This window comes from Streptomyces ficellus, from assembly GCF_009739905.1.
Taxonomy (GTDB): domain Bacteria; phylum Actinomycetota; class Actinomycetes; order Streptomycetales; family Streptomycetaceae; genus Streptomyces; species Streptomyces ficellus_A.
The window spans coordinates 1,819,474-1,839,224 of the sequence record NZ_CP034279.1; the positions used below are offsets into that span (position 1 = coordinate 1,819,474).

The 19,751-nt window shown below is 70.4% G+C and carries 17 protein-coding genes; 10 read left to right on the forward strand and 7 right to left on the reverse strand.

The genetic code is table 11. The features are described 5' to 3' along the window. Positions 1–68 precede the first annotated feature (68 nt). The 7 genes from EIZ62_RS07800 to EIZ62_RS07830 all read left to right on the forward strand — a co-directional run bounded on the left by EIZ62_RS07800 (position 69) and on the right by EIZ62_RS07830 (position 9,156). Positions 69–515, forward strand: coding sequence for an amino acid ABC transporter permease (locus tag EIZ62_RS07800; RefSeq protein WP_156691984.1), 447 nt, complete (start codon positions 69–71; stop codon positions 513–515). After that, positions 512–2,386, forward strand: a complete 1,875-nt coding sequence (locus EIZ62_RS07805) for an alpha/beta hydrolase (RefSeq protein ID WP_156691985.1) — start codon at positions 512–514, stop codon at positions 2,384–2,386. Before EIZ62_RS07800 ends, EIZ62_RS07805 begins: the two co-directional genes overlap by 4 nt. After that, positions 2,383–2,997: a hypothetical protein gene (locus tag EIZ62_RS07810; protein ID WP_244375548.1), complete on the forward strand. Its 615-nt coding sequence runs from the start codon at positions 2,383–2,385 to the stop codon at positions 2,995–2,997. Before EIZ62_RS07805 ends, EIZ62_RS07810 begins: the two co-directional genes overlap by 4 nt. A 285-nt stretch (positions 2,998–3,282) precedes the next feature. Next, positions 3,283–3,699, forward strand: a complete 417-nt coding sequence (locus EIZ62_RS07815; protein WP_156691986.1) for a hypothetical protein — start codon at positions 3,283–3,285, stop codon at positions 3,697–3,699. Between the two features lie 237 nt (positions 3,700–3,936). Continuing rightward, the gene (locus tag EIZ62_RS07820) at positions 3,937–4,869 is read left to right on the forward strand and encodes a protein kinase family protein (protein WP_156691987.1); all 933 of its coding nucleotides are present in this window, start codon (positions 3,937–3,939) and stop codon (positions 4,867–4,869) included. An 83-nt stretch (positions 4,870–4,952) separates the two neighbouring features. Next, on the forward strand, positions 4,953–7,097 hold the full coding sequence (locus tag EIZ62_RS07825) for a protein kinase domain-containing protein (RefSeq protein WP_425281871.1): 2,145 nt from the start codon (positions 4,953–4,955) through the stop codon (positions 7,095–7,097). 13 nt (positions 7,098–7,110) lie between these two features. Next, positions 7,111–9,156, forward strand: coding sequence for a protein kinase domain-containing protein (locus EIZ62_RS07830; protein ID WP_156691989.1), 2,046 nt, complete (start codon positions 7,111–7,113; stop codon positions 9,154–9,156). 66 nt (positions 9,157–9,222) lie between these two features. On the opposite strand, the gene EIZ62_RS07835 is transcribed toward EIZ62_RS07830, so the two are convergent. From EIZ62_RS07835 to eccB, 7 genes are all read right to left on the reverse strand, one after another. Next, positions 9,223–9,525, reverse strand: coding sequence for a WXG100 family type VII secretion target (locus tag EIZ62_RS07835; protein ID WP_156691990.1), 303 nt, complete (start codon positions 9,523–9,525; stop codon positions 9,223–9,225). A 68-nt stretch (positions 9,526–9,593) separates the two neighbouring features. Next, positions 9,594–9,944, reverse strand: coding sequence for a WXG100 family type VII secretion target (locus tag EIZ62_RS07840; RefSeq protein WP_156691991.1), 351 nt, complete (start codon positions 9,942–9,944; stop codon positions 9,594–9,596). Between the two features lie 103 nt (positions 9,945–10,047). Next, positions 10,048–11,316, reverse strand: coding sequence for a S8 family serine peptidase (locus tag EIZ62_RS07845; protein WP_156691992.1), 1,269 nt, complete (start codon positions 11,314–11,316; stop codon positions 10,048–10,050). A gap of 37 nt (positions 11,317–11,353) precedes the next feature. After that, positions 11,354–13,084: a hypothetical protein gene (locus EIZ62_RS07850; RefSeq protein WP_244375550.1), complete on the reverse strand. Its 1,731-nt coding sequence runs from the start codon at positions 13,082–13,084 to the stop codon at positions 11,354–11,356. 33 nt (positions 13,085–13,117) lie between these two features. Then, on the reverse strand, positions 13,118–13,570 hold the full coding sequence (locus tag EIZ62_RS07855; protein WP_156691994.1) for a hypothetical protein: 453 nt from the start codon (positions 13,568–13,570) through the stop codon (positions 13,118–13,120). A gap of 121 nt (positions 13,571–13,691) precedes the next feature. Next, a complete protein-coding gene (mycP, locus tag EIZ62_RS07860) occupies positions 13,692–14,957 on the reverse strand; it encodes a type VII secretion-associated serine protease mycosin (RefSeq protein ID WP_156691995.1) in 1,266 nt (421 codons plus the stop codon). A gap of 16 nt (positions 14,958–14,973) precedes the next feature. Further along, positions 14,974–16,500 carry a type VII secretion protein EccB gene (eccB, locus tag EIZ62_RS07865; RefSeq protein WP_156691996.1) on the reverse strand — a complete coding sequence of 509 codons (1,527 nt, stop codon included), beginning with the start codon at positions 16,498–16,500 and terminating at the stop codon, positions 14,974–14,976. A 181-nt stretch (positions 16,501–16,681) separates the two neighbouring features. Here eccB and eccE point away from each other — a divergent pair, with 181 nt between their 5' ends. The 3 genes from eccE (at position 16,682) to EIZ62_RS07880 (ending at position 19,519) form a co-directional block, all read left to right on the forward strand. Next, a complete protein-coding gene (eccE, locus tag EIZ62_RS07870; RefSeq protein ID WP_208828174.1) occupies positions 16,682–18,127 on the forward strand; it encodes a type VII secretion protein EccE in 1,446 nt (481 codons plus the stop codon). Then, positions 18,127–18,879 (forward strand): hypothetical protein, encoded by a 753-nt coding sequence (locus EIZ62_RS07875; protein WP_244375552.1) that lies wholly within the window; start codon positions 18,127–18,129, stop codon positions 18,877–18,879. The genes eccE and EIZ62_RS07875 overlap by 1 nt, the downstream gene beginning before the upstream one ends. 406 nt (positions 18,880–19,285) lie before the next feature. After that, positions 19,286–19,519: a DUF397 domain-containing protein gene (locus EIZ62_RS07880; RefSeq protein ID WP_156691997.1), complete on the forward strand. Its 234-nt coding sequence runs from the start codon at positions 19,286–19,288 to the stop codon at positions 19,517–19,519. The last annotated feature ends 232 nt before the right edge of the window (positions 19,520–19,751 follow it).

Below are 19,751 nucleotides of genomic sequence, written 5' to 3' on the forward strand. Positions count from 1 at the left end.
CGACGCTGTGCTGTGGTCGGCGGGCACACCGGCGACCACGGACGAACACCGAACGGGGAGACATACGGATGGCTTGGGACGAATGGGACCAACTGAAGGCGTCGGCCGCCGAGCGCCACTCGGCACAGATGCAGCTCAACCAGCTGCCGGCCGACCGGGGCGGCAGCGGGGGCAGTGGTACGCCGGCCGGTGGCCAGGACCTGCAGCACTCCGCGAAGCCGTGGAACAGCGCCGCCACGACGGCTCACGAGCTGGGTGTCAGCACCGGCACGTCCAAGACGTCGCTGGGGAAGGGGCACGCCGGGATGGCGGGCGGTCTGGAGGGGCTCGCCAGCCTCGCCGAGCTGAAGACCGTCCTCACGTCGTGGGAGAACCGGCTGAAGTCCGTGGCTGACGAATGCGACGCCCTGGAGCCGAAGCTGCGCCAGGTGCCGAAGGACCTGGGCGGGGTGGACACCGCGACCGGCGCGAAGGCGGACAGTGTGAAGACGCCGAAGGTCGGTGAGGACAAGTGACCTCGTCCCTGACGTGGCAGCAGCTGCGGGACCTGAAGCTGACGGAGCTCGACGCCGCCGCCGACAGCTGGGGGGCGGCCTCCCGGCACGCCGACGCGGCGCAGACCCGTGTCGACGGTGACATGAGCGGCACGCTGTCCAAGACGCAGCAGAGCGAGTCCGCCAAGTCGGCCGTCAGCAGGTTCAAGCGGCTGAGCAGCAACTACGAGTACGTCAAGACCGAGTGCGGTCTCGTCCGTACGGCGGTCGCGGGGCTCGCGATGGAGCTGGCCTCGCCGCAGCGGCGGCTGAAGGAGGCACTGGCCGACGCGGCCGCCAACGCGTACACGGTCCATGACGACGGCAGCATCGACTACCCGGCCGGCGGCAAGAACGAGCTGACCGGCCAGCCGGTCCCGGGCGGCAAGGTCGTCGGCAACAACGGGATGCTCACGCCGGGCAACAACGGGCTGTACGGGCCCGGGAAGAACGGCCTGTACGGGCCGGGCAACGGCGGGCTGATCAACCCCAACCCGCATCATGCCAAGGCGCAGGACATAGCCGACCGCATCGCCGTGGCGGTGCGCGACGCCCGCGAGACGGACGACCGGTACCAGCGGACGCTGAGCAAGCTGAAGGCGGCGGACGGTCTCACCGTCGACGAGAAGACCTGGGCGGACGCGGCGGCCGACATGGACGCCGTGCGTGAGGCATCGCACAAGTTCATGAAGGAGGAGATCCCGCTCGACAAGTCGCCCTCCGAGCGCAAGGAGTGGTGGGACAAGCTGAGCCCTGAGCAGCGCGAGGAGTTCCTGGCGAGCTACCCCGATGTCCTCGGCAACCTGGACGGCATCCCGGCCGTGGTGCGGGACGAGGCCAACCGGGAGAACCTCGACCTGCTGATCGCCAAGTTCGAGGGCAAGGACGGGGAGACGGCCGAGGCCCGGCTCGGGGGGCTGAAGGAGATCCGGACGCAGCTCGACGAGTACGCCGCCAAGCGCCTGAGCGACCCGAAGGAGCCGCCGATGCTGCTGCTCAGCATCGGCGACGAGGGCACCGGCCGGGCCGCGGTGGCCTTCGGCAATCCCGACACGTCGAAGAACGTCGCCGCGTACGTGCCCGGATTGGGCACGGCGCTGGACGCCGACTTCGCCAGGAACGACGTGAAGCGGGCGTACGACACGGCCGTTCTGTCCCGTGAGAACGACTCCTCCAGTGCCGCCATCGTGTGGCTGGGCTACGACCCACCGCAGCTCGGCGGCGTGGACGCCGAAACCCTTCTCTCCAACACCGAGGTGATGTCCCCCGAACGGGCCGAGAAGGGCGCTCCCGCGTACAACTCGTTCATGAGCGGTCTGGCCGCCACCAACGACCACGACGATCCGCACATGACCGCCATCGGGCACTCCTACGGCTCGCGAGTGGTCGGGGCCGCCACGCAGGAGGCCGGCGGCATTCCCGGCGCGGACGACATCGTGCTGCTCGGCAGCCCCGGTGTCGGCGTCGACAAGGCGGAGGACCTGGGGGTGGGCAAGGAGCACGTGTACGTGGGCGCCGCCGAGAACGACCCCGTCACGATGCTGCCCTCCAAGAAGGAGGTCACCGCTGCGGGCGTGTTCATGGGAGGTGGCCCCTTGCTGTCGTACCTGGCCGGCGACATCGCCGACCAGGGGGACGATGACATCTGGTTCGGCAAGGACCCGGCCAGCGAGGCCTTCGGGGCCAACCGTTTCAAGGTGGATGACGGCCCACGGCCGCTCATCGACGGCGAGGGTCCCACACCCGCCCACTCCAACTACTTCAACCCTGACAAGGACCGCGTGTCGGCTGAGAACATCGCCGCGGTCGTCGCGGGCAATCCCCAAGATGTCGTCCCGGAGAAGCATCGATGAAATACCGAACGGCGGCCATGGCATTGGCCCTGCTCACCCTGTCCGGCTGCGGTCTGATGGGTGATGGCGACGAGAACGGCGCGAAGGGAAAAGCGAAGAACGTGAACATGCAGCAGGCAGGCGACCGGGCGGAAAAGATCCTGGACGACACCTTCGCGGCAATCCAGCCCCCGGTGGAAACGCAGCGCGGTCCCTCCGGCGATCCCATCTGCACCGACTTCAAGAACGACGCCACAGGGACGGGCCAGGTCATTCGCCGTCGGCACGTCATGACCGTGATCTCCGCGGAGCGACGCGGCAGTTTCATGGGGGTCGTCGAGCGTCATTGGAAGAAGGCGGGTTACGAGATCACCACCGTGCGCCCGAGCAAGGAAAGTCCGGCGATCTTCGCGCGGACGCCGGAAGACTTCGAGGTCACGGTGAAGATCGGCGACGAAGGGCAGGCCTTCTTCAGTGTCTCCTCGCCCTGCGTGACGGAGTCCGAGGTGACCGAACCCCCGAGGAAGCCGCTCGATCCGAATTCCCCGGAGGCCAAGGGGCTGCCGTACATCAAGTCCCCGTTCTGGTCCGCGGAGACTCCGGTCCCGTCACCTCCCAGCAACGGCGGCTGACGGCCGGCGCGACGATCACGGGCAGGCCCTGGCCGGTGTACGACCGGCCAGGGCGCTCGCCCTTCGGTTGATCTTCACGAGGGATGACCTTGAGGACGTGGGAGAGTGGGCGCGCACCGGTGCGCGGAACGGCTTCAGAGCCTCCGAGCGAGAGGGGGGCTGGTTCCCCGGGAACTCGCGCTTCTGGCAGTAGCCATCGCTGCGGGAACCGCACTGTCATCCTGTGCGAACACAGACGGTGAAGAGCGGAAGTATGCCGCCCCCGAAGCCCTGTGCGGGGTCGCCGTGGACCCCGCTCTGCTTTCGCCCTTCCTGCCCCCGGGAGAACTCTCCACCCGGCGGGAGTCGCCCTCCGGCGGGACGAAGCGTTGCAGCGTCCTCGTGGACGGGGAAGTCGCCTTCACGGCCAGCCGCATCTGGTGGCGGGAGGGCGACAGCGTCAGCGACGTGGCCGCGGTACACGCCAAGGTGGAGCCCGGAGAAGCCACGGACGGCGGGAAGTACCTCTTCTCCGCCACCGGAGCAGTGGGCAGGGCCGAGGGTTGCGCCGACGCGACCCACCCGGGGCAGAACCTGTTCACCGTGGTCCAGGTGTTCGCTCCCGACCGGGGTGACAGGCCTGCGATGGAACGCCTGATGCCGGCGTACACCAAGGCGGTCGAGCGTGGGAACGGGTGCCGGCGTGATGCAGGCACCTCGTAGTCAGCCGAGGGCCGCGGTCTGCGCCGCCCACCGGGTCTCGATGAGGCGTGGGCGCCCTGCCGCCCTCGGTGCGCAAGCGGGCCCAGGCGGGCACCCTGCTGGCGCCCGCCGTACGCACCGGCTCGACGCGCTGCACACCAGTGACGTCGCCGGTGTCGAACATGCGAGCCACCCCGAGCCTGGTCACGTGCTCCGGGTAGGCTCCGGTGATCGTTCATGCTCAAGGGGGATTCGCAGATGGAACGAGGGCGCACGGATCGGCCCTCCCGCAACGGCCCCCGCCACATCGGCCCGTATCAGCTGATTACCCGGCTCGATCCGGCCGGCCCCGGGCACCCGCTCGCGCCCGAGCGCCGGTTCGTGGCGCGCAGCGCGGACGGCGCACGCACGGTGCTGGTCAGCGCGCCGCTCGACGGGATCGATCCCGGCCGGTTCCTCGTCGAGGCGCTGGCAGCACGCGACGCGTTCGCCCTGCCCTGGGTCCTGCCCGTGACCGAGGTGTCGACCGCCGCGGACGCGTCCTGGTACGCCACGCCGTACCTCCCGTTGCTGCCCCTGCCCGTGGCGCTGGCCGTACATGGCGGGCCATTGCCCGAGCACAGCGTACGAGCCCTGGGTGTCGCCCTCGCCGACAGCCTCGCTGGGGCGCACGCGGCGGGCGTCACCCACGCGGGCGTCTCCCCCGCCGCGGTGCTGCTCGCCTGGGACGGGCCGCGGCTGACCTGCTTCGGAGCGGTACGCGCAGCCGCCCCAGACGGCGAGCGGCGCAGTGGCCGTCCTGGACTGGAACCAGGCAGCCTGGCGCCCGAGATGGCGGCGGGCGGACGGCCGAAGCCCCCCGGCGACATCTACGGACTGGGTGCCGTGCTGGCGTACGCGGCCACCGGCCACACCGTCCCGGACCGTTCCGAACTGCCTGACTCCTTGCGGTCTCTGGTCCCCCGCTGCCTCGCCCGGGACGCGGCCGCCCGCCCCACGGCGTACGAGGTGCGCACTGTGCTGGCACCGGCCTCGGCAGCCCCGACGCCGACGGTTCTGGACTCACCGGCGTCACCGATGCCGCAGGGCTGGCTGCCCGGCAGGGTGATCGCAGCACTCGCGCGCCAGTCGGCGCAACTCCTCTCGGCCGAAATTCCCGCCCCCCACACCGATACCAGCCCCAGGACCTGACGCCGATGCCTACGCCCCTGACCCATGACGATCCCGGCGAGATCGGTGGGCACCGTCTCGTTGCCCGCCTCGGCCACGGCGGCATGGGCACGGTCTATTTGGCGCGCTCGGCCGGCGGGCGCACCGTCGCCCTCAAAACCATGCACGCAGGCATTGCCGCCGATCCCGCCGCACGCACCCGCTTTCACCTGGAGACCGACGCCGCACGCATCATCGGCGGCCACCACGGGGCCACCGTCGTCGAGGCCGATCCCCGCGCGGTAACGCCCTGGCTCGCCACCGAGTACGTCCTCGGCCCGCCCCTCGACGAGGCCGTCGCCCTCTGCGGTCCCCTGCCCGAGACGTCCGTCCGGGCCGTCGGCGCCGCCCTCGCCGGCGCGCTCGCCCAGCTCCACGCTTCTGACGTGGTGCACCGGGACCTCAAGCCCTCCAACGTCATGATCACGGCTCACGGCCCCAAGATCATCGACTTCGGCATCGCCCGCGCCGCCGGTGACGACCGCCTCACCCGCACCGGTGCCGCCGCGGGCACCCCCGCGTTCATGTCCCCGGAGCAGGCCACCGGGCAGGAGCACACCCCCGCAGGCGACGTGTTCGCCCTCGCAGGGGTCCTCATCTTCGCCGCCGCCGGCCACGGCCCCTTCGGCAGCGGCCAGCCAGCCGACCTCCTGTACCGCGTCCGGTACGCCGACCCAGACCTGTCCGGCGTACCGAACGATCTGGTCCCGGTCCTCGGCCGGTGCCTGGCCAAGGACCCCTCCCAGCGGCCCACCACGGCGCAGCTCGTGGCGGAACTTCATGACGGGCGGGGCGAGTTCGCCGACCATCTGCCGGCCCGGCTGCTCGGCGACATCGGCCGCCGTGCGTCGGAGGTCTGGCAGTACCAGCCGTACCGCCTGCCGGCCCCGGAGGAGGGCCCCTACACCGCCCCGACCCCGGCCCGCCCCGGCATGTCCCGGCGGACGCTGTTGTCGCTGGCCGGCGGCTCGCTGGTGGGGGTGGGCGCGGCGGGGGCGGGCGCGTGGGCCTGGTTCGGCGGTCAGCGGTCCGACGACACGAGCGACGCAAAGCCCCCGGCCCGTAGCGGTCCTCCGGAGCTCTGGCGGGCCGCCCGCGGCGTGACCTATGGGGAGCGCCCCCTTCTGCTGCCCGTCGGCGACAACATCGTCACCTGGCGGGACAGTACGCTCGTCGCCCGAAGTGCCACGAACGGCAAGGAACTGTGGTCGTCGCACGGGGTGGTGTTCCAGTCGCACCAGTTCACTTCGGACGGCACCATGTTGTACGGCACCTACTTCCCCGACGAGGGCGGCAAGACCCTGTCCGTGCACGCCTTCACCCTTTTCGACGGGACCCCGCATCGCCGTGTCGCGCGCATTCCCGGCTTCGTCCCTTTCTACGAAGATTCGGTGGCCCTGATCGCGGCCCGCGGCGTGCTGTGCATGGCAGCCAGGAAGAACGTCCCGGGCCACGACACCACACTCAAGCAGGCCGACGACTGGTTCGTCCTGGCGATCGACATCCGGTCCGGCAGGAAGCTCTGGGAGCGGAGTGTGCGGCAGGTAAATCCCTCCGACCGTGGCTACGCCGTCCGCGCAGTCGGCAACCTTCTGGTCTTCTTCAGGTACGAGAGGGAGGACCCGGACCCCAATGCCACCAGCAGCGACATGCGGGTGTTCGCCGTCGACCTCCGTACCGGTCAGCAGGCCTGGAACACGTACCTGCCGTGGACACACGACTACGATAAGCAGGACGTCCACGATCACCTCGCTGTGGACGCTCGACACGTCTATGTGGCCGGCAGGCACGTCTGGGCCCTCCGGCTCTCCGACGGAGAGGTGGCCTGGCGGTTCGGGGACAACCGCAACGTCATCCACGATGCGGAGAGCAACTGGCGCTATGGCCCCCCGACCGTGAAGAACGGTGTGGTCTACGCGGCCGAAGGAATTCGTGGCCTCGTCGCGCTCGATGCCGTTACTGGCGGACTCCTGTGGGAGGAACAGGAAGACCTGACGAAGAACGAGACCCCCGACCTCCAACACCCACCGGTCGTCGGGACGAAGTACGTCTACGCCAAGGTCAGTACGGGCATCAGCGCCATCCACCTTCGCAGTCACAAGTCGGCGTGGGTGTACGAGAGCTCTCCCATCCAGTTCTTGGCGCACGAGGCCAGTGGACGCCTCATCTACGCCGACGCATCAGACATGACCGCTCTGCCTCTCGAATGAGAAAGCCGTACAGATGATCCCCCTCAGCACAGGCGATCCCCTGCGCCTCGGCCCTTACCGGCTCCTCGGCACCCTGGGTGAGGGCGGAATGGGCAAGGTCTACTACGGCCGCGACAGCGCAGGGAGCACCGCGGCAGTCAAGGTCCTGCGCCCAGAGCTCTCCCACGATCAGCATCTGGCTCAGCGCTTCGTACGAGAGGCGGTCACCGCACAGGCCGTGACCAGCACCGGCGTGGCGAGGGTCCTCGGCTCTCAGGTGGAGGGCGGCCGTCCCTGGATCGCCACGGAGTTCCTGGCGGGCCCGACGCTCGAGGACGCGATCGTCGCGCACGGCCCGCTGGACGAGGCCACGGTCCGTGTCCTCGCAGCGTCAGTGGCCCGTACCCTCCAGGACATCCACGCGGCGGGCCTCATCCACCGCGACCTCAAGCCCTCGAACATCGTTCTGACCTCGACCGGGCCACGCGTCATCGACTTCGGCATCGCCCGTCCCGAACACGGACTGACGCTGACCACGACGGGCCAGGTCCCGGTCACCCCCGGCTATGGTGCACCGGAGCAGGTTCTCGGGCAGCGCGTCGGACCGGCGGCCGACATCTTCTCACTGGGCGCTCTGCTGGCGTACGCGGCGAGCGGGGTCCGCGCCTACGACGGCCCGCACGCGGCCGCCGTGCAGTACCAGGTCGTGCACGGCGTCCCGGAGCTGCGGCGCGTTCCCGAAGCCGTACGGCCCCTGGTGACGCCGTGCCTGGCGAAGGACCCGGCCCTGCGGCCGCTCCCCGCCCAGGTGGTGCGAGCCTTCGCGGGTCGGGGGGCTGCACGTGTCTGGCGCCGGGGACCTCTCGCCGAAGAGATCAGACGGCGTGAGGCGACCGCCATGTCGCTCGCGGCGGCACTCCCGCCAAGCGACGGCGCCACCGCCGCACCCAACCGCCGCCGCCTGCTGGCCCTCCTGGGCGGTGGAGGCGCCGCTCTCGGGGTGGCGGGAGCGGGGGCCTGGTGGGCGCTGCGCGATCCCGCGCCGCCGAAGAAGAGGGTCATCCCGGCAGCCGCGACAAGGCCGGTTGCTCCCCTGCTCGAACCGAATGGAGAGATCGCCCCCCTGTGGGGCCCGGTCAGCGGGGTGGACACCGATTCGCCGGCCCCTCTCCCGGTCCGGGACGTGGTGATCCTCGCCTCGGACACCACGGGGCTTGTGGCTTACAGAGTCTCCGACGGAAAGCAGAAGTGGAAAGTCCCCGGCATAGTGCCGCTCGCGGGCTACATCACGGCAGCCGATCGCCTGCTCGTCGCCGCGGACTATGACGGGTCGTTGTACGCGTTCGTCGCCTCGACCGGCGAGGAGGTGTGGTCGGTCCCCCTCTCCGCCCAAAACGTCCTGACCTCCGACGGTCACGCGGTGTACATCATGACCAAGGAGGGACAACTGTCCGCCGTCCGCGCCACCACAGGTGAGGTGCTCTGGTCGGTACCCACGCCCGTGCGTACGTCCGCGGTCGAGCCTCCCGCATCAGCAGCCTCGGCGGGCCGGCTGGTCCTCTCCCCGTCGGACGGCCACCTGGCCGTGCTGAACGCCACCACCGGTCAGGCGGTCTGGAGCATTGACGGCCAGAGTACGTCAGCGGTCAAACCCGCCATCGTCGGCGACAAAGTCTATCTCGGTGGTAGCACCCTCTCCTCGCGTGCGCTCACCGACGGAAAGGAATTCTGGAGCCGCCCCGCCCGAAGCGGTCTCTGGGGGCCTCCCACCATCCGTGGCAACGAGCTGTACGCCACCGACCACAATCTCTTTCGCCTGCGGGCGGACAACGGTAAGGAGCAGTGGGATCTGTATTCCCCGCTCAGCCACAACAACGTTTTGCCGCCCGTCGTCCAAGGCGGCACGGTGTGGGTCGGCGGCATCAAGGACGACCCACTGAGGGCGGTCGACACCCGCTCCGGTACCGAGCTCTTCACCTACTGGGGGACGGGCGTCCTGCCGCATGCGTACGCCGGCGACGGCAACCGCGTCTTCGACACGCGGGGCGGATCCCTCATCGCCTTCCCCGTTCGCCGCTGATGGACAAGAGACAGGGTGGGCACCTCCCGCGCGTGCCCACCCTGAACTGCCGCTCCTGCGCGGCACTTATGCGAAGTAGCTGGCGGCCTTCTTGTCGCCGCCCATGTAGTCACCGCCGGCGCGCGCGACGACCTGGCCGATCTGCATGAGGGCCTGGTGGATGTCAGCGGCTTCCTTGTCCCACTTGATCTGCTCCTGGACGTACGCCTCGTGAGCCGCGCCCTCCCAGCCCGCGGCCACGCTGGCCATGGCCGTCTTGACGTCCCGCAGGTCCTGCTCGAGCTTCTTGGCCTGGTTGCCGAGAGTCGTCGCCGCGATGTCGAGGCCGTCGTACTTGACGACCAGCTCGTCGCCGGAGTTCATACCCATGATTCCCTCATCTCACGTGTTGTTGTCATTCGGCTTCCGGCTGCCTGAGGCGGAAGCACCTTGGCGACTCAGTAGCTGCTGAAGCTCGACTTCGGAGCAGCGGTGCCGACACCGAGGTCGACGTTGATGCTCTGCACCGCGGCGAGCACCTCGTCCTCCGTGCCGTCCTTGATCTTCCGGGAGGCGCTCAGGCCCTCGAGGAACTTCGCCAGGATGTTGCCGAGACCCACCATGGAGGTGTTGATCTCCTGCTGCTTCACGTTGAAGGCCCCGGCGCCAATACCCTTCCACTGGCCCTCGAGGCTGTCGATCGTGCCCTGGATCTGCTGGAGCTGACCCTTGATCGAGTTGAACTTCTCGAGCAGGTGCCTTTCGAGCTGGATTACCTGGCTGTCTGAAAGCCGCTGGCCCTGTGACACGGTTGCGTTTCCCTTCTGAACTACGGGTGTGACTTGCTGGGTTGTGCTTCACCGGGTGGTGAGAGGTGAAGTCTGATGGTGGCGGGCCGCCTGGCCGCCCTGGTCAGGCGGTGCGCCGCCGGCGCACGATCGCGTACGCCGCTCCCGCGAGGACGGCCACCGCCGCTACGGCGCCGATGACGAGGACCGACGTGCCGTCACCGTCGGACTGCTTGGCCGCGTCCTTGCTGGAGCCCGCCGCGACCGCGTCCGAGCCGGGCTTGCCGCCCTCCTTCGGCTGTGACGAAGCCGGTGCGGAAGGCGCCTTGGAGGCCTGCGGGGGGCCGACCCTCTCGTTGGTGAGCGGCGTGATGTCCGGGTCCCCCGGCTTGCCGAGGCCCCGGTTGATGTGGGCACCGGGGCGGACGATGCCGTGGCCGAGGTACCTGCTGACCGACCCGGGCTCCCAGTCCTTGCCTCGCCCGGCGGACTCGAACATCACACGAAGGACCTGGTTGCCGGTCCAGTCAGGATGCTTCGACCAGATGAGGGCGGCGGTGGCGGAGGCGATGGCGGTGGCGGAACTGGTGCCGCCATCTCCGTCGCAGTAGTTCGTGAAGCTTTGGTCGCACCAGCCCGGGATGTCGTCGGCCGGGGCCGCAATGTCGATCGTGTCACCGTGCTGCGAGTAGTCCGCCACCTTGCCATCGGGTCCAGAGCCGGCTACAGCGATGGCCTCGGGGTAACTGGCCGGGTACTGCTCCTTGTTTCCCTTCTTGGCGTTGTTACCAGCGCCTGCGAAGAGCAACTTGCCCTTCATCTGGGCGTATTCCACCGCGTCGCGCACTTCACTGCTGTAGTAGTCGCCAGCCAGGGATATATTGATGATCTTCGCGTCGCTGTCCGCCGCAGCACGAATCGCCTGCTGCATATCGAAAGCGTTCACCCGCTCCTTGTTCTGGAGTTCAGTGTCCGAGACTCGAAACGGAAGGATCTTGGCACCTGGTGCCAGACCCTTGAGGCCGCCGCCTTTGCCCGTACCAGCAATGAGCTCGGCCATCGACGTCCCATGACCGTCAAGGTCATCCGAAGCCTCACCTTTGACACCCGTGAAGTCCACGCCTTTGAGGACCTGGCCTCTGAGCGACGGGGTCGAAGGATTGACTCCGCCATCGATTACCGCGACTGTGACGCCGTCACCGGTGGCAGACTTCCAGATCTTCTCGGCGTTCATGGCGTCCAAGTACCACTGCTTGGACTGCGGGTCGGTGATCGTCGCCGCCGTTGCGGAGCCACTGAAGGCCACCGTCCAAGCGGCAGTCGCGGCTACGGCGCAGAGCACTCCGCGTCGCCTGCCGCTGTACGGCGCTTTGCACCTGAGTTGCTGGCTCATTGCTGGCGTCTTCCTGACTTCCGAAACGTGCGAGTGGCTAGTCGATCACCGGGGGCACAGCGCCTCGCCGCCGGCTTGCCCACGTCTGTTCGTCCTCGATCAGGTACTCGGGGCGGCTGGAGCCCGTCCGTTCCTGTTCGTCGTCACGGGACTGGCGCTGTCCCGGACGACCACCGCCGCCAGGGCCCGCTGCGGCGCCGCGCGGGGTTCCGACGATGCCGTTCGCGCTGGGCGTGCCTCGTCCTGCGGGACGTACGGGGCTATTGCCCTGGGCACCGATGACGCCGGACTGGCTGGGCCTAGCCGCCCCGGTACGACCCGTGGTCGCGCCCTCCGCGCCGATGACCGTGGCCCGGGGAATGCGCGGTCCGGTGGTGGAGCCGTTGGTCGCGCGCTGGGGCGTGCCACCGACGATCCCGTTCGAGTGACCGGCACGAGGGGTGCCCGTGCCGCCCTGACGCCCGGGGGCGGTCTGTCCCGGCATGCCGGGGCGCCCGGTCACGGGATTGCCGCCCCCCGTCGCGGGGCGGCCGGTCGCCTGCTGCGCGCCGGGCATCCCCGGGCGTCCGACCGTAGGACCGGCGGAACGCCCGGTCGAAGACGTCGGCCCGTTCGTGGGTGTCGCCCGACCCACTGCCGGGCCGGTACGCCCGGTCTGGCCGGGCCCGCCGGTCCCCGTGACGGGAGAGCGACCGAGCGTGGGTTTGCCCTGGCCGCCACCGCCTCGGGGCACAGCGGGCGTGCCCTGGGCGCGGGACGGGGCGGGACGTACGGGACCGAAGTTCGTCGGCATGGGAGGCGGGTTGCCGGTGACCGGTCCGGTCGGGCCGGTCTGCGGGGGCTGCGTCACGGGGGCCGGCGCCGGCGTGGGGGCGGGAGGCGTCAGCACGCTGTCGATCTGCACGGACGTGTTCGGACCGACGACGCCCCTTGGCTTGTCGGTGAGTTCCACTCGCGGCGCACCGTCATCCGTGCCACCTTCTCCGCGGTCCGTATCAGGACCTGTGAAAGCTGCACGCGCCCCTTCAGCGCTGGTCGGACCGGTGCCCGCCGTCCGCTCGTCGACTCGCCCCAGCGGCGCCGGCACCGCCGCCGAGAGCGGCTTCGGTACCGGCGGAGACTCCTGGGCCGCGAGATTGGTGTTGGAGACCGCGTAGAAGGAGGCCAGGCGGTTCATCTGGTTGATGGCTTCCTGGCGGTTCCTCTCCGCCTCGAGCGCCTGCTGGTACTCCTGGTTGTCCTGTCTGCGCTCCGCCGCCGTGAATGCCTCGGGCGGCTTCTTCTCGGCTCGGCCGTCGCGGGGCGGCTTGGAGTTGCGTACCGAGGTCAGGCCGATACTGGCGACCTCCATCTGCGTCCCCGCCACATTGGCGAACGTGGCCAGCTTGTAGGCGTAGTCGGCGATCCCGGCACCGTACGAGCGGAAGGACTCCGCGCCCTCGCCCTTCCAGTCCGGCGCGGCGACGGCGGATGCCAGGTCCTTCGCCGCCTGGTTCAGGGCCTTCGTGGCGTTCTTGAGGACTACGGAAGCAGCTTCCAGGTCTGCCGGTTTCGCACTGTCGAGGAGGTCGAGCATGGCGTTGAGTTGCGCATCCTCGAAGTCGGTTCTGCCGTAGAGGCTGTCTCCGGCCTTACCGCCGCGGAAGAATCCGTCCAGGAGGCTGGAGGTCCGCTCGAACACGTCGGTGGCGACGAATTCGTTGACGATGCCGTTGTGCTGCGCCTGCTGCTTGTCCGTGAAGTCCTTCGCCTGCTGCTCGGGCGTCAACGGCTTCGACTGCTTTTCTTCACCCATGAGTGGTCACTCCAGACCCGTCGTGCCGCTGGTGCCGTCCTGGAGCTTCGGCCCTGGCGCCTTGGTCTTGGCCTGTTCCTGCTCCTTCGCCCGCTCCGCCGCGTCGTACTCCTTGCTGAGACGGGCCTTGATCTCGTGGAATCGCCGACGCTTCTCCTCGTCGACGTTGTCGTAGCCGACGTCCGCCGCGTGCACGGCGATGCGGAGCATCTCGATCTGGTCGCCCAGAGACTTGGACAAGCGGACCAGCGCGGTGTGAACGCGGTTGTACTGGTCGAAGAAGTCGTTCGCCTCGGCGAAGTTGATGCTCTCGGCGTGTCCGAGCGAACTACGGGTCACACGCTCCATGGCGACCTGGCGATTGCCGCCCGCGCCGCCCTCGAACTCCGTCAGCAGCGTGTTCACGGTCTTCTGGAACGTCGTCAGCGCGCCAACTCCGCGCCGGAGGTCACCTGCCACGACTGCCCCCGTACACCACTCCGTCGAGCACGATGCTCAATCCTCCCCGTTTGCTTCAGCTGACACTCAGTGTCGTTGTCACTCTAATCTTTGGGTACGACAGTCCCAAGCGCCTTACCCGTCACTCCACTTGCCCGCCGTGCGCCTGCAACCGTGCAACGCGTCTCGCGCGGCGTCGGGAGTCGCGGAGGGCGACCGCCACGCCCGCGAGTGCGGCGACCAGGACGCCGCCGCCGATGACCACGTACGTGGCGAGGCGGGCGTTGCGCTGGTCGGGGGTTTCGCCGAGGTGGAGTTCGGCGGGGGTGGGGGCTTCGGCGCGGGTGACGCCCTCGTGGGCGACCGGGGCCTCGATGGGCTTGTCGTCCTCCGTGAGGGCGCGGACCGGGTCGACGACGCCCCAGCCGACGAGCCGGTCGTGACCGGCGACCGAACGCTCGGCGGTCTGCTGGATCTGGGCGACGATCTGCTTCTGCGTCCAGTCCTGGTGCTTGCTCTTGATGAGCGCCGCGAGGCCCGCCACGTACGGGGCGGAGAAGCTGGTGCCGTTGTCCGCGCAGTGGCCGCCGCCGGGGACGGTGGAGACCATGTCGACGCCCGGTGCCGCGACGCCGACGAAGTCGCCCGACTGCGAGAAGGCCGCGCGTTCGTTGTTGCGGTCGGCGGCGGCCACGGCCAGCACTCCGTCGAACGAGGCGGGGTACGTCTCCTTGACGTTGCCGCCGAGGCCGTCGTTGCCCGCCGAGGCGACGACCACGATGTTCTCGGCCAGGGCCGCGTCCACCGCTTCCTGAAGGGCCGGGGCGGGCTTCACCGCCTTGGCGGTGTCCTGCGAGATGTTGATGACGTCGGCTTCTTCGTCGATGGCGTGCCTGATGGCGGTCGCCAGGGTCTCGGCGGTGCCGTGTCCGTCGGCGTCGTTCTGCTGGATCGGGATGATCGTGGCGTCGGGCGCGAGGCCGACGAAGCCGGTGCCCTTGGCCGGGCGGGCGGCGACGATGCCGGCGACCTTGGTGCCGTGGCCCACGGTGTCCGTGGTGCCGTCCTCCTTGCCGCGTTCGATCTTGTTGCCGTTCTCGTCCTTGATGCCCTTGGGAATCAGGTTGATGCCGCTTTTGCTGTCGACGGCCTTCGTCAGCTGCGGGTTCTTGACGTCGACGCCGGTGTCGATGACGGCGACCCGTACGTCCTTGCCGGTGGACTGTTTCCACAGCTCGTCCAGCAGGACGCGTTGCAGCGCCCAGGGGCGGCCCTCGTACTTCTTGCCCGGGAAGGTGCACTGGGTGCTGTCGTCCGCGACGGCCGGGGGCGCGGGCACGGTGACGAGGGCCAGCGCGGTGGCGGCCGCGGCCGTCACCAGGCGGCCGTAGGGGTGGGTGTGGGTCATGTGCGCCGTCCCGCCCTCAGGATCCCTGCGGCTGGCGTGCCGCGCCGGTGGACAGCCGGGGGCCGGTCGGCAGGAAGGTCGACCAGGCGGCGGGCACCGGTACCGGGTCCACGCCCTTGTAGCCGAGCCGGTTCTGGGCCTGCTGCGCCTCCTGCTCGCGCGCCCGCTTCTCCTCCTTGGAGCCGGACGAGCCGATGCCCGCGTCGGCCGTGGCGCTGTCGCCGTTGGACTGCATCGCGTACCGCAGGCCGGTGTCGGTGACGAGGAAGAGGAAGCCCGAGTCGGTGGTGGAGCCCTTGAACTGCCGGAACAACTGGCCCGACCCGGGCGTGACGTAGGCGCTGCTGGAACCGGTGGGCAGGGTGGCGGGGAAGTCGCTGCCCGCCCAGGTGCTCAGCGTGGTCGCTCCGGTGTCGCCGTCGACCTCGCGGAGCACGTTGCACACGGTGTTGCGGCTGCCGTCGGCGATGCCGGCCTCGTTGACGGGCTTGGGGGCGTACTCCGGCCACTTCTTGTCGTCGCCGAACGCCTCGCCCGGCTCGAAGGCACCGGCGCTGACCGACTTGGCCTGCCCCGCCTGCCCCAGGCCGATCAGCTCACGGCTGTTGAGGAGGAGCTTGGCCATGAAGTCGGAGACAGGAGCGACCCGTCCCTTCAGGACGACGTAGTGCTGCTTCTTCGTGCCGTCCGTGGCGATGAGGACCGTGCCCACCTCGTTGTCGTCGTCGTCGAGCAGCCCGGGTACTCCGGCGGGCTCGCCGGCCTGGCCGGGGACGGTGGGGAAGGTGATGGTGTCGCCCCGGTGGAGGGTGTCGAGCCAGGCGGCGGACACGCGCTGGGCGGCGCGGCCCTGTCCGACCAGCTGACGCAGGAGCAGCTCGTCCTTCTTCACCGGGTACGCGGTGCCCCCGGCGTCCACCACGTAGCGGGCCTTGTCGGGGCCTTCCACGTACAGGAGTTCACCACCGCGCAGGCGGCTCGCGCCCTCGGTCCTGTTCTCCTCGCGGTCGGCGAAGACGAACGCGGCCTTCTGGATGGCCCGGCCGCCCTCTCCGGGGCGTTCGCACACCGCCCAGCGCTTGGCCGCGCCGGCCTCCTTGGCGTCGGGCAGCCGGTCTGGGGCGTAGGGGATGCCGAGGGTGGCGCCGTGCGGGATCTTGCCGTTGTCGAGCACCGACTCGTCGACGTTGATGACCTTGCCCTTGTCGGGGAGCAGCAGGAGCTTCGCCGAGGACATGTTGAGGACCGGGTGGAGTTGCTTCTTGTCGCCGGTCTTCAGCACCACGTACCGCGTGGTCGACTTGCTGGCGATGATGACGTTCTCACCGGGGGTGTCCCACTGCTTGGGCGCCACCGGCTTGAACATGCCCCACGCCGCGAAGACGGCGAGGACCACCGCGCCGACGATGGCTCCCGGCAGCACCGCTCGCAGCGGACGAGGAGCGCCCTCCTCTGAGCCGGTGGTGTTCGGCTGCACGAACTGCGCAACAAGCCTCCGCTTTGCGAAGGTATAGGCGTTGAGTTCGTCCCGTCGTGATGCCATTTGTCCGCTGCCCCTCATCCCCTCTGGGCGACCAGGTTCCCACACGCATCGAAAACCGCTGCCGTCGCACCGAGCACTACTATGCCTGCTGGCGCTTGCGTCTCCCCGCTCAGGTAGGGTGATCGCCCGGTCAACGCCCATGAGAATTTGGCAATTGCGGACACGAGGGGGCAACGCGGCGATGGGTACGGCGACGCGCGCGCGAAGTGGGCGGACATCCGAACGGGCCCCCGGCACTTCCCGACGGCAACGGAGTAACGGCGGCAGCGACACGGCACGTGGCGGCGGTGACAACGGGCCTCGCGGCGGCCGCGGCAACACCCGCAACGGCGACGCACGACGCAACGGCCGGCCCGACGACAGACCCAACGCCCGGTCCGCGTCCGCGGTTCGGGAGATCCCCGCGACGACCACACTGCGCCCCCTCGCACGCACCAGCCGCGTCGGACCCTTCCAGCTGCGGCAGTTGGTCCTGGTGGAGGCGGCGCTCGCACTGGCGGCGACCGGAGTCGCCCTCGGCGGGCTCTGGCTCGTCCCCACCTGCGCCGCCGCCTGCCTCCTCGTCCTGTTCGCCGTGATCCGCCGCCGCGGCCAGGCACTTCAGGACTGGCTGTCCACCGCACTCGCCCTCCGCTCCCGCAGGCGCAACGCCACGGTCCCCACCCCCGACGCCGACCCCACGCTCGCGAGCGTCGCGGAGAGCGTCCCTGGCTTCCGCCCGTTCCCCTACGTCGACCGCGAGCGCCGCACCGTCGGCATGCTGGGCGACGGGACCTTCCTGACCGCGGTCGTGCGGATCGAGGCCCAGGGAGCCGGACTGCGCCCCGCCTCCGGCGCCCGCGCACTGCCCCTTTCGGTACTCGGCGACGCCCTCGCCGTCGACGACATCGCTCTGGAATCCGTGCAGTTGGTGCAGCAGGTGCGGCCGGCCCCCGCTCCGCACCTGCCCCAGCAGGCCGTGGCGCGGCTGTCGTACGCACCGCTGCACGAGCGGACCGGGGCGCCCGCGCTGCGCATGACCTGGGTGGCCCTCAAGCTGGACCCGGAGCTGTGCGCGGAGGCCGTCAAGGCGCGCGGCGGCGGCGTCGAGGGCGCGCAGCGCTGCCTGGTGCGCGCCGCCGACCACGTGGCGAGCCGGATGACCGGGGCCGGTTTCCAGGCCGCCGTCCTGGACCAGGAGGAGCTCAACTCCACCATCGCCACAGCCGCTTGCGCGAATCCGCGGCTCGCGGCGCGGGCGTCCCAGCCCGGAGCGGCACCGCAGCGCCGTACGGCCGAGACGTCACGGGTGTGGCGGTGCGACGACCGCTGGCACACCACGTACGCCGTCGGCCGCTGGCCCGAGCTGGGCCGGGGCGCGACGCCGCTGCCCAAGCTGGTGTCGCTGCTCACCTCCGTACCGGCGTACGCGACCACGGTCAGCTTCACCCTGCGCCGCGGCACCCGCCAGGGCGCGACGAACGTCCGCGGCCACATCCGCATCACCGGCGGCTCCGACACCGAACTCGTCGGCGTGCGGCGCGCGTTGGAGCAGGCCGCCCGGGCCGCGAAGGTGGGCCTCCAGCGGTTGGACCGCGAACAGCTGCCGGGCGTGCTGGCGACGCTGCCGCTGGGAGGTGGCCGCTGATGGCCCGCACGGCTTCCGCACGCGGCTCCCGCGGATCGCGCGCCGCCCGCGCATCCCGCGGCCTTCGGGGCCTGTTCGGCCCGGGCCACGCCGGGCACAGCGTGGTCACCGACCACCTCGGCGCGCTGCCCCTGCCCGTCGGCGACGACGGCGTGGTCATCGGCGACGACGCGGAGGGCCGCCCCCAGCTGGTCGGCTTCCACCGCTCGACCCCCTACGACGTACTCCTCATCGGCGGTCTGTGGACGGCGCAGGTGCTCGCCCTGCGCGCCGCCGGCACCGGGGCGCGGGTGGCCGTGGAGACGGGACGCCCGCGGGAGTGGACCACCCTGTCGCAGTCCGCGGGCGCCGGGCTCGACTGCGTCACCCTGCACGACGTGGGCCGCGTCCCGCCCATGGGGGCGACCGTCGGAAGCCCGGTCGTCGTCGTACGGGACTGCGGTATGCGGCCGCCGCGCGGACGCGTGGTGTCGTCGCCATGGCAGTCCGTCCTCACGCTGCTGCCCTACCTGAGCCCCGTCGCACCCCGGCTGATGCGGACGTCGACGCTCGTGGGCGTCCAGCGGGTGTCGCCGCAGGAGGCCCAGCAGATCGGCCGGATACTCGGCCTGCACCCGACGGAGACGGAGGCACTGCCGACCCTGGCGGACGGCGTCACCCTCTGGTGCGCCGGGCGGGAGCGGCACTGGGTGATGACGAGTGCCACGGACGCGGAGTCGGGCCTGCTGGGCATGCCCCGGCGGATGGACTGACCGCGAGCGGGGCCGACCAGGGCGGGGCGGACCGGCGCGGGCCGGACCGGCCGCTGGCCTGAATGCGGCGGGTCGGCCTGACCGCGGCGGGTTGGCCTGACCGCGGGGGGCTGGCCTGACCGGCGGCGGGTTGGCCTGACCGGCGGCGGGCCGGAGTCAGCACCATGGGCCGGGCTCACCACCGCGGGGTGGACCGGCGGCGCCTGTCGCGCCTCCCTCCACCGGGTGACGCGGTACGCGCGCGGCCGCGCGCTGGGGCACCGATCCGCGGAAGCACTCCCTCCCACGGCGCTGAGCTGGCCTAGGATGCCCGTGGTGACGCTTGGGCTGCACACAACTACGCGCCGCCACAGGGCGTTTGTCCACGCCCGTCCGTTCAGCCTGGCCGCAAGTGAAGGGAACCGTGATGGGTAGCGCAGAGGAGAAGGACGCGCTGTACGCACTCGACATCTCCGGCGTCGAGTGGCACGGCGCCCCGGGTACGAGCGCGGACGAGGAACGCGTGGAGATCGCGTACCTTCCGGGCGGCGCCGTCGCCATGCGCTCGTCCCTCGAACCGGAAACCGTCCTGCGGTACACCGAGGCCGAGTGGGAGGCCTTCGTGCTCGGTGCGCGGGACGGCGAGTTCGACCTGAACTGACGCACCCCGCCCGCCCGGCGTCGCGCCCGGCCCGGCGCGCTCACGTCCCGCTGCGGCCGAGACCCGATCGTTGGGGAGCGTACGCCGATCGGATCGGGCGCCCGACTTCCGCCGGCTTCCACCGCATTGCGCCCGTTTCCACGCCCCCCGGCCCTCACGCTCCGCCGCATCGGGGTCACATGAGGGCAGCACCGGGGGCGGGGCCGGGAGGGCGACGACGGGCGGGCCTGCC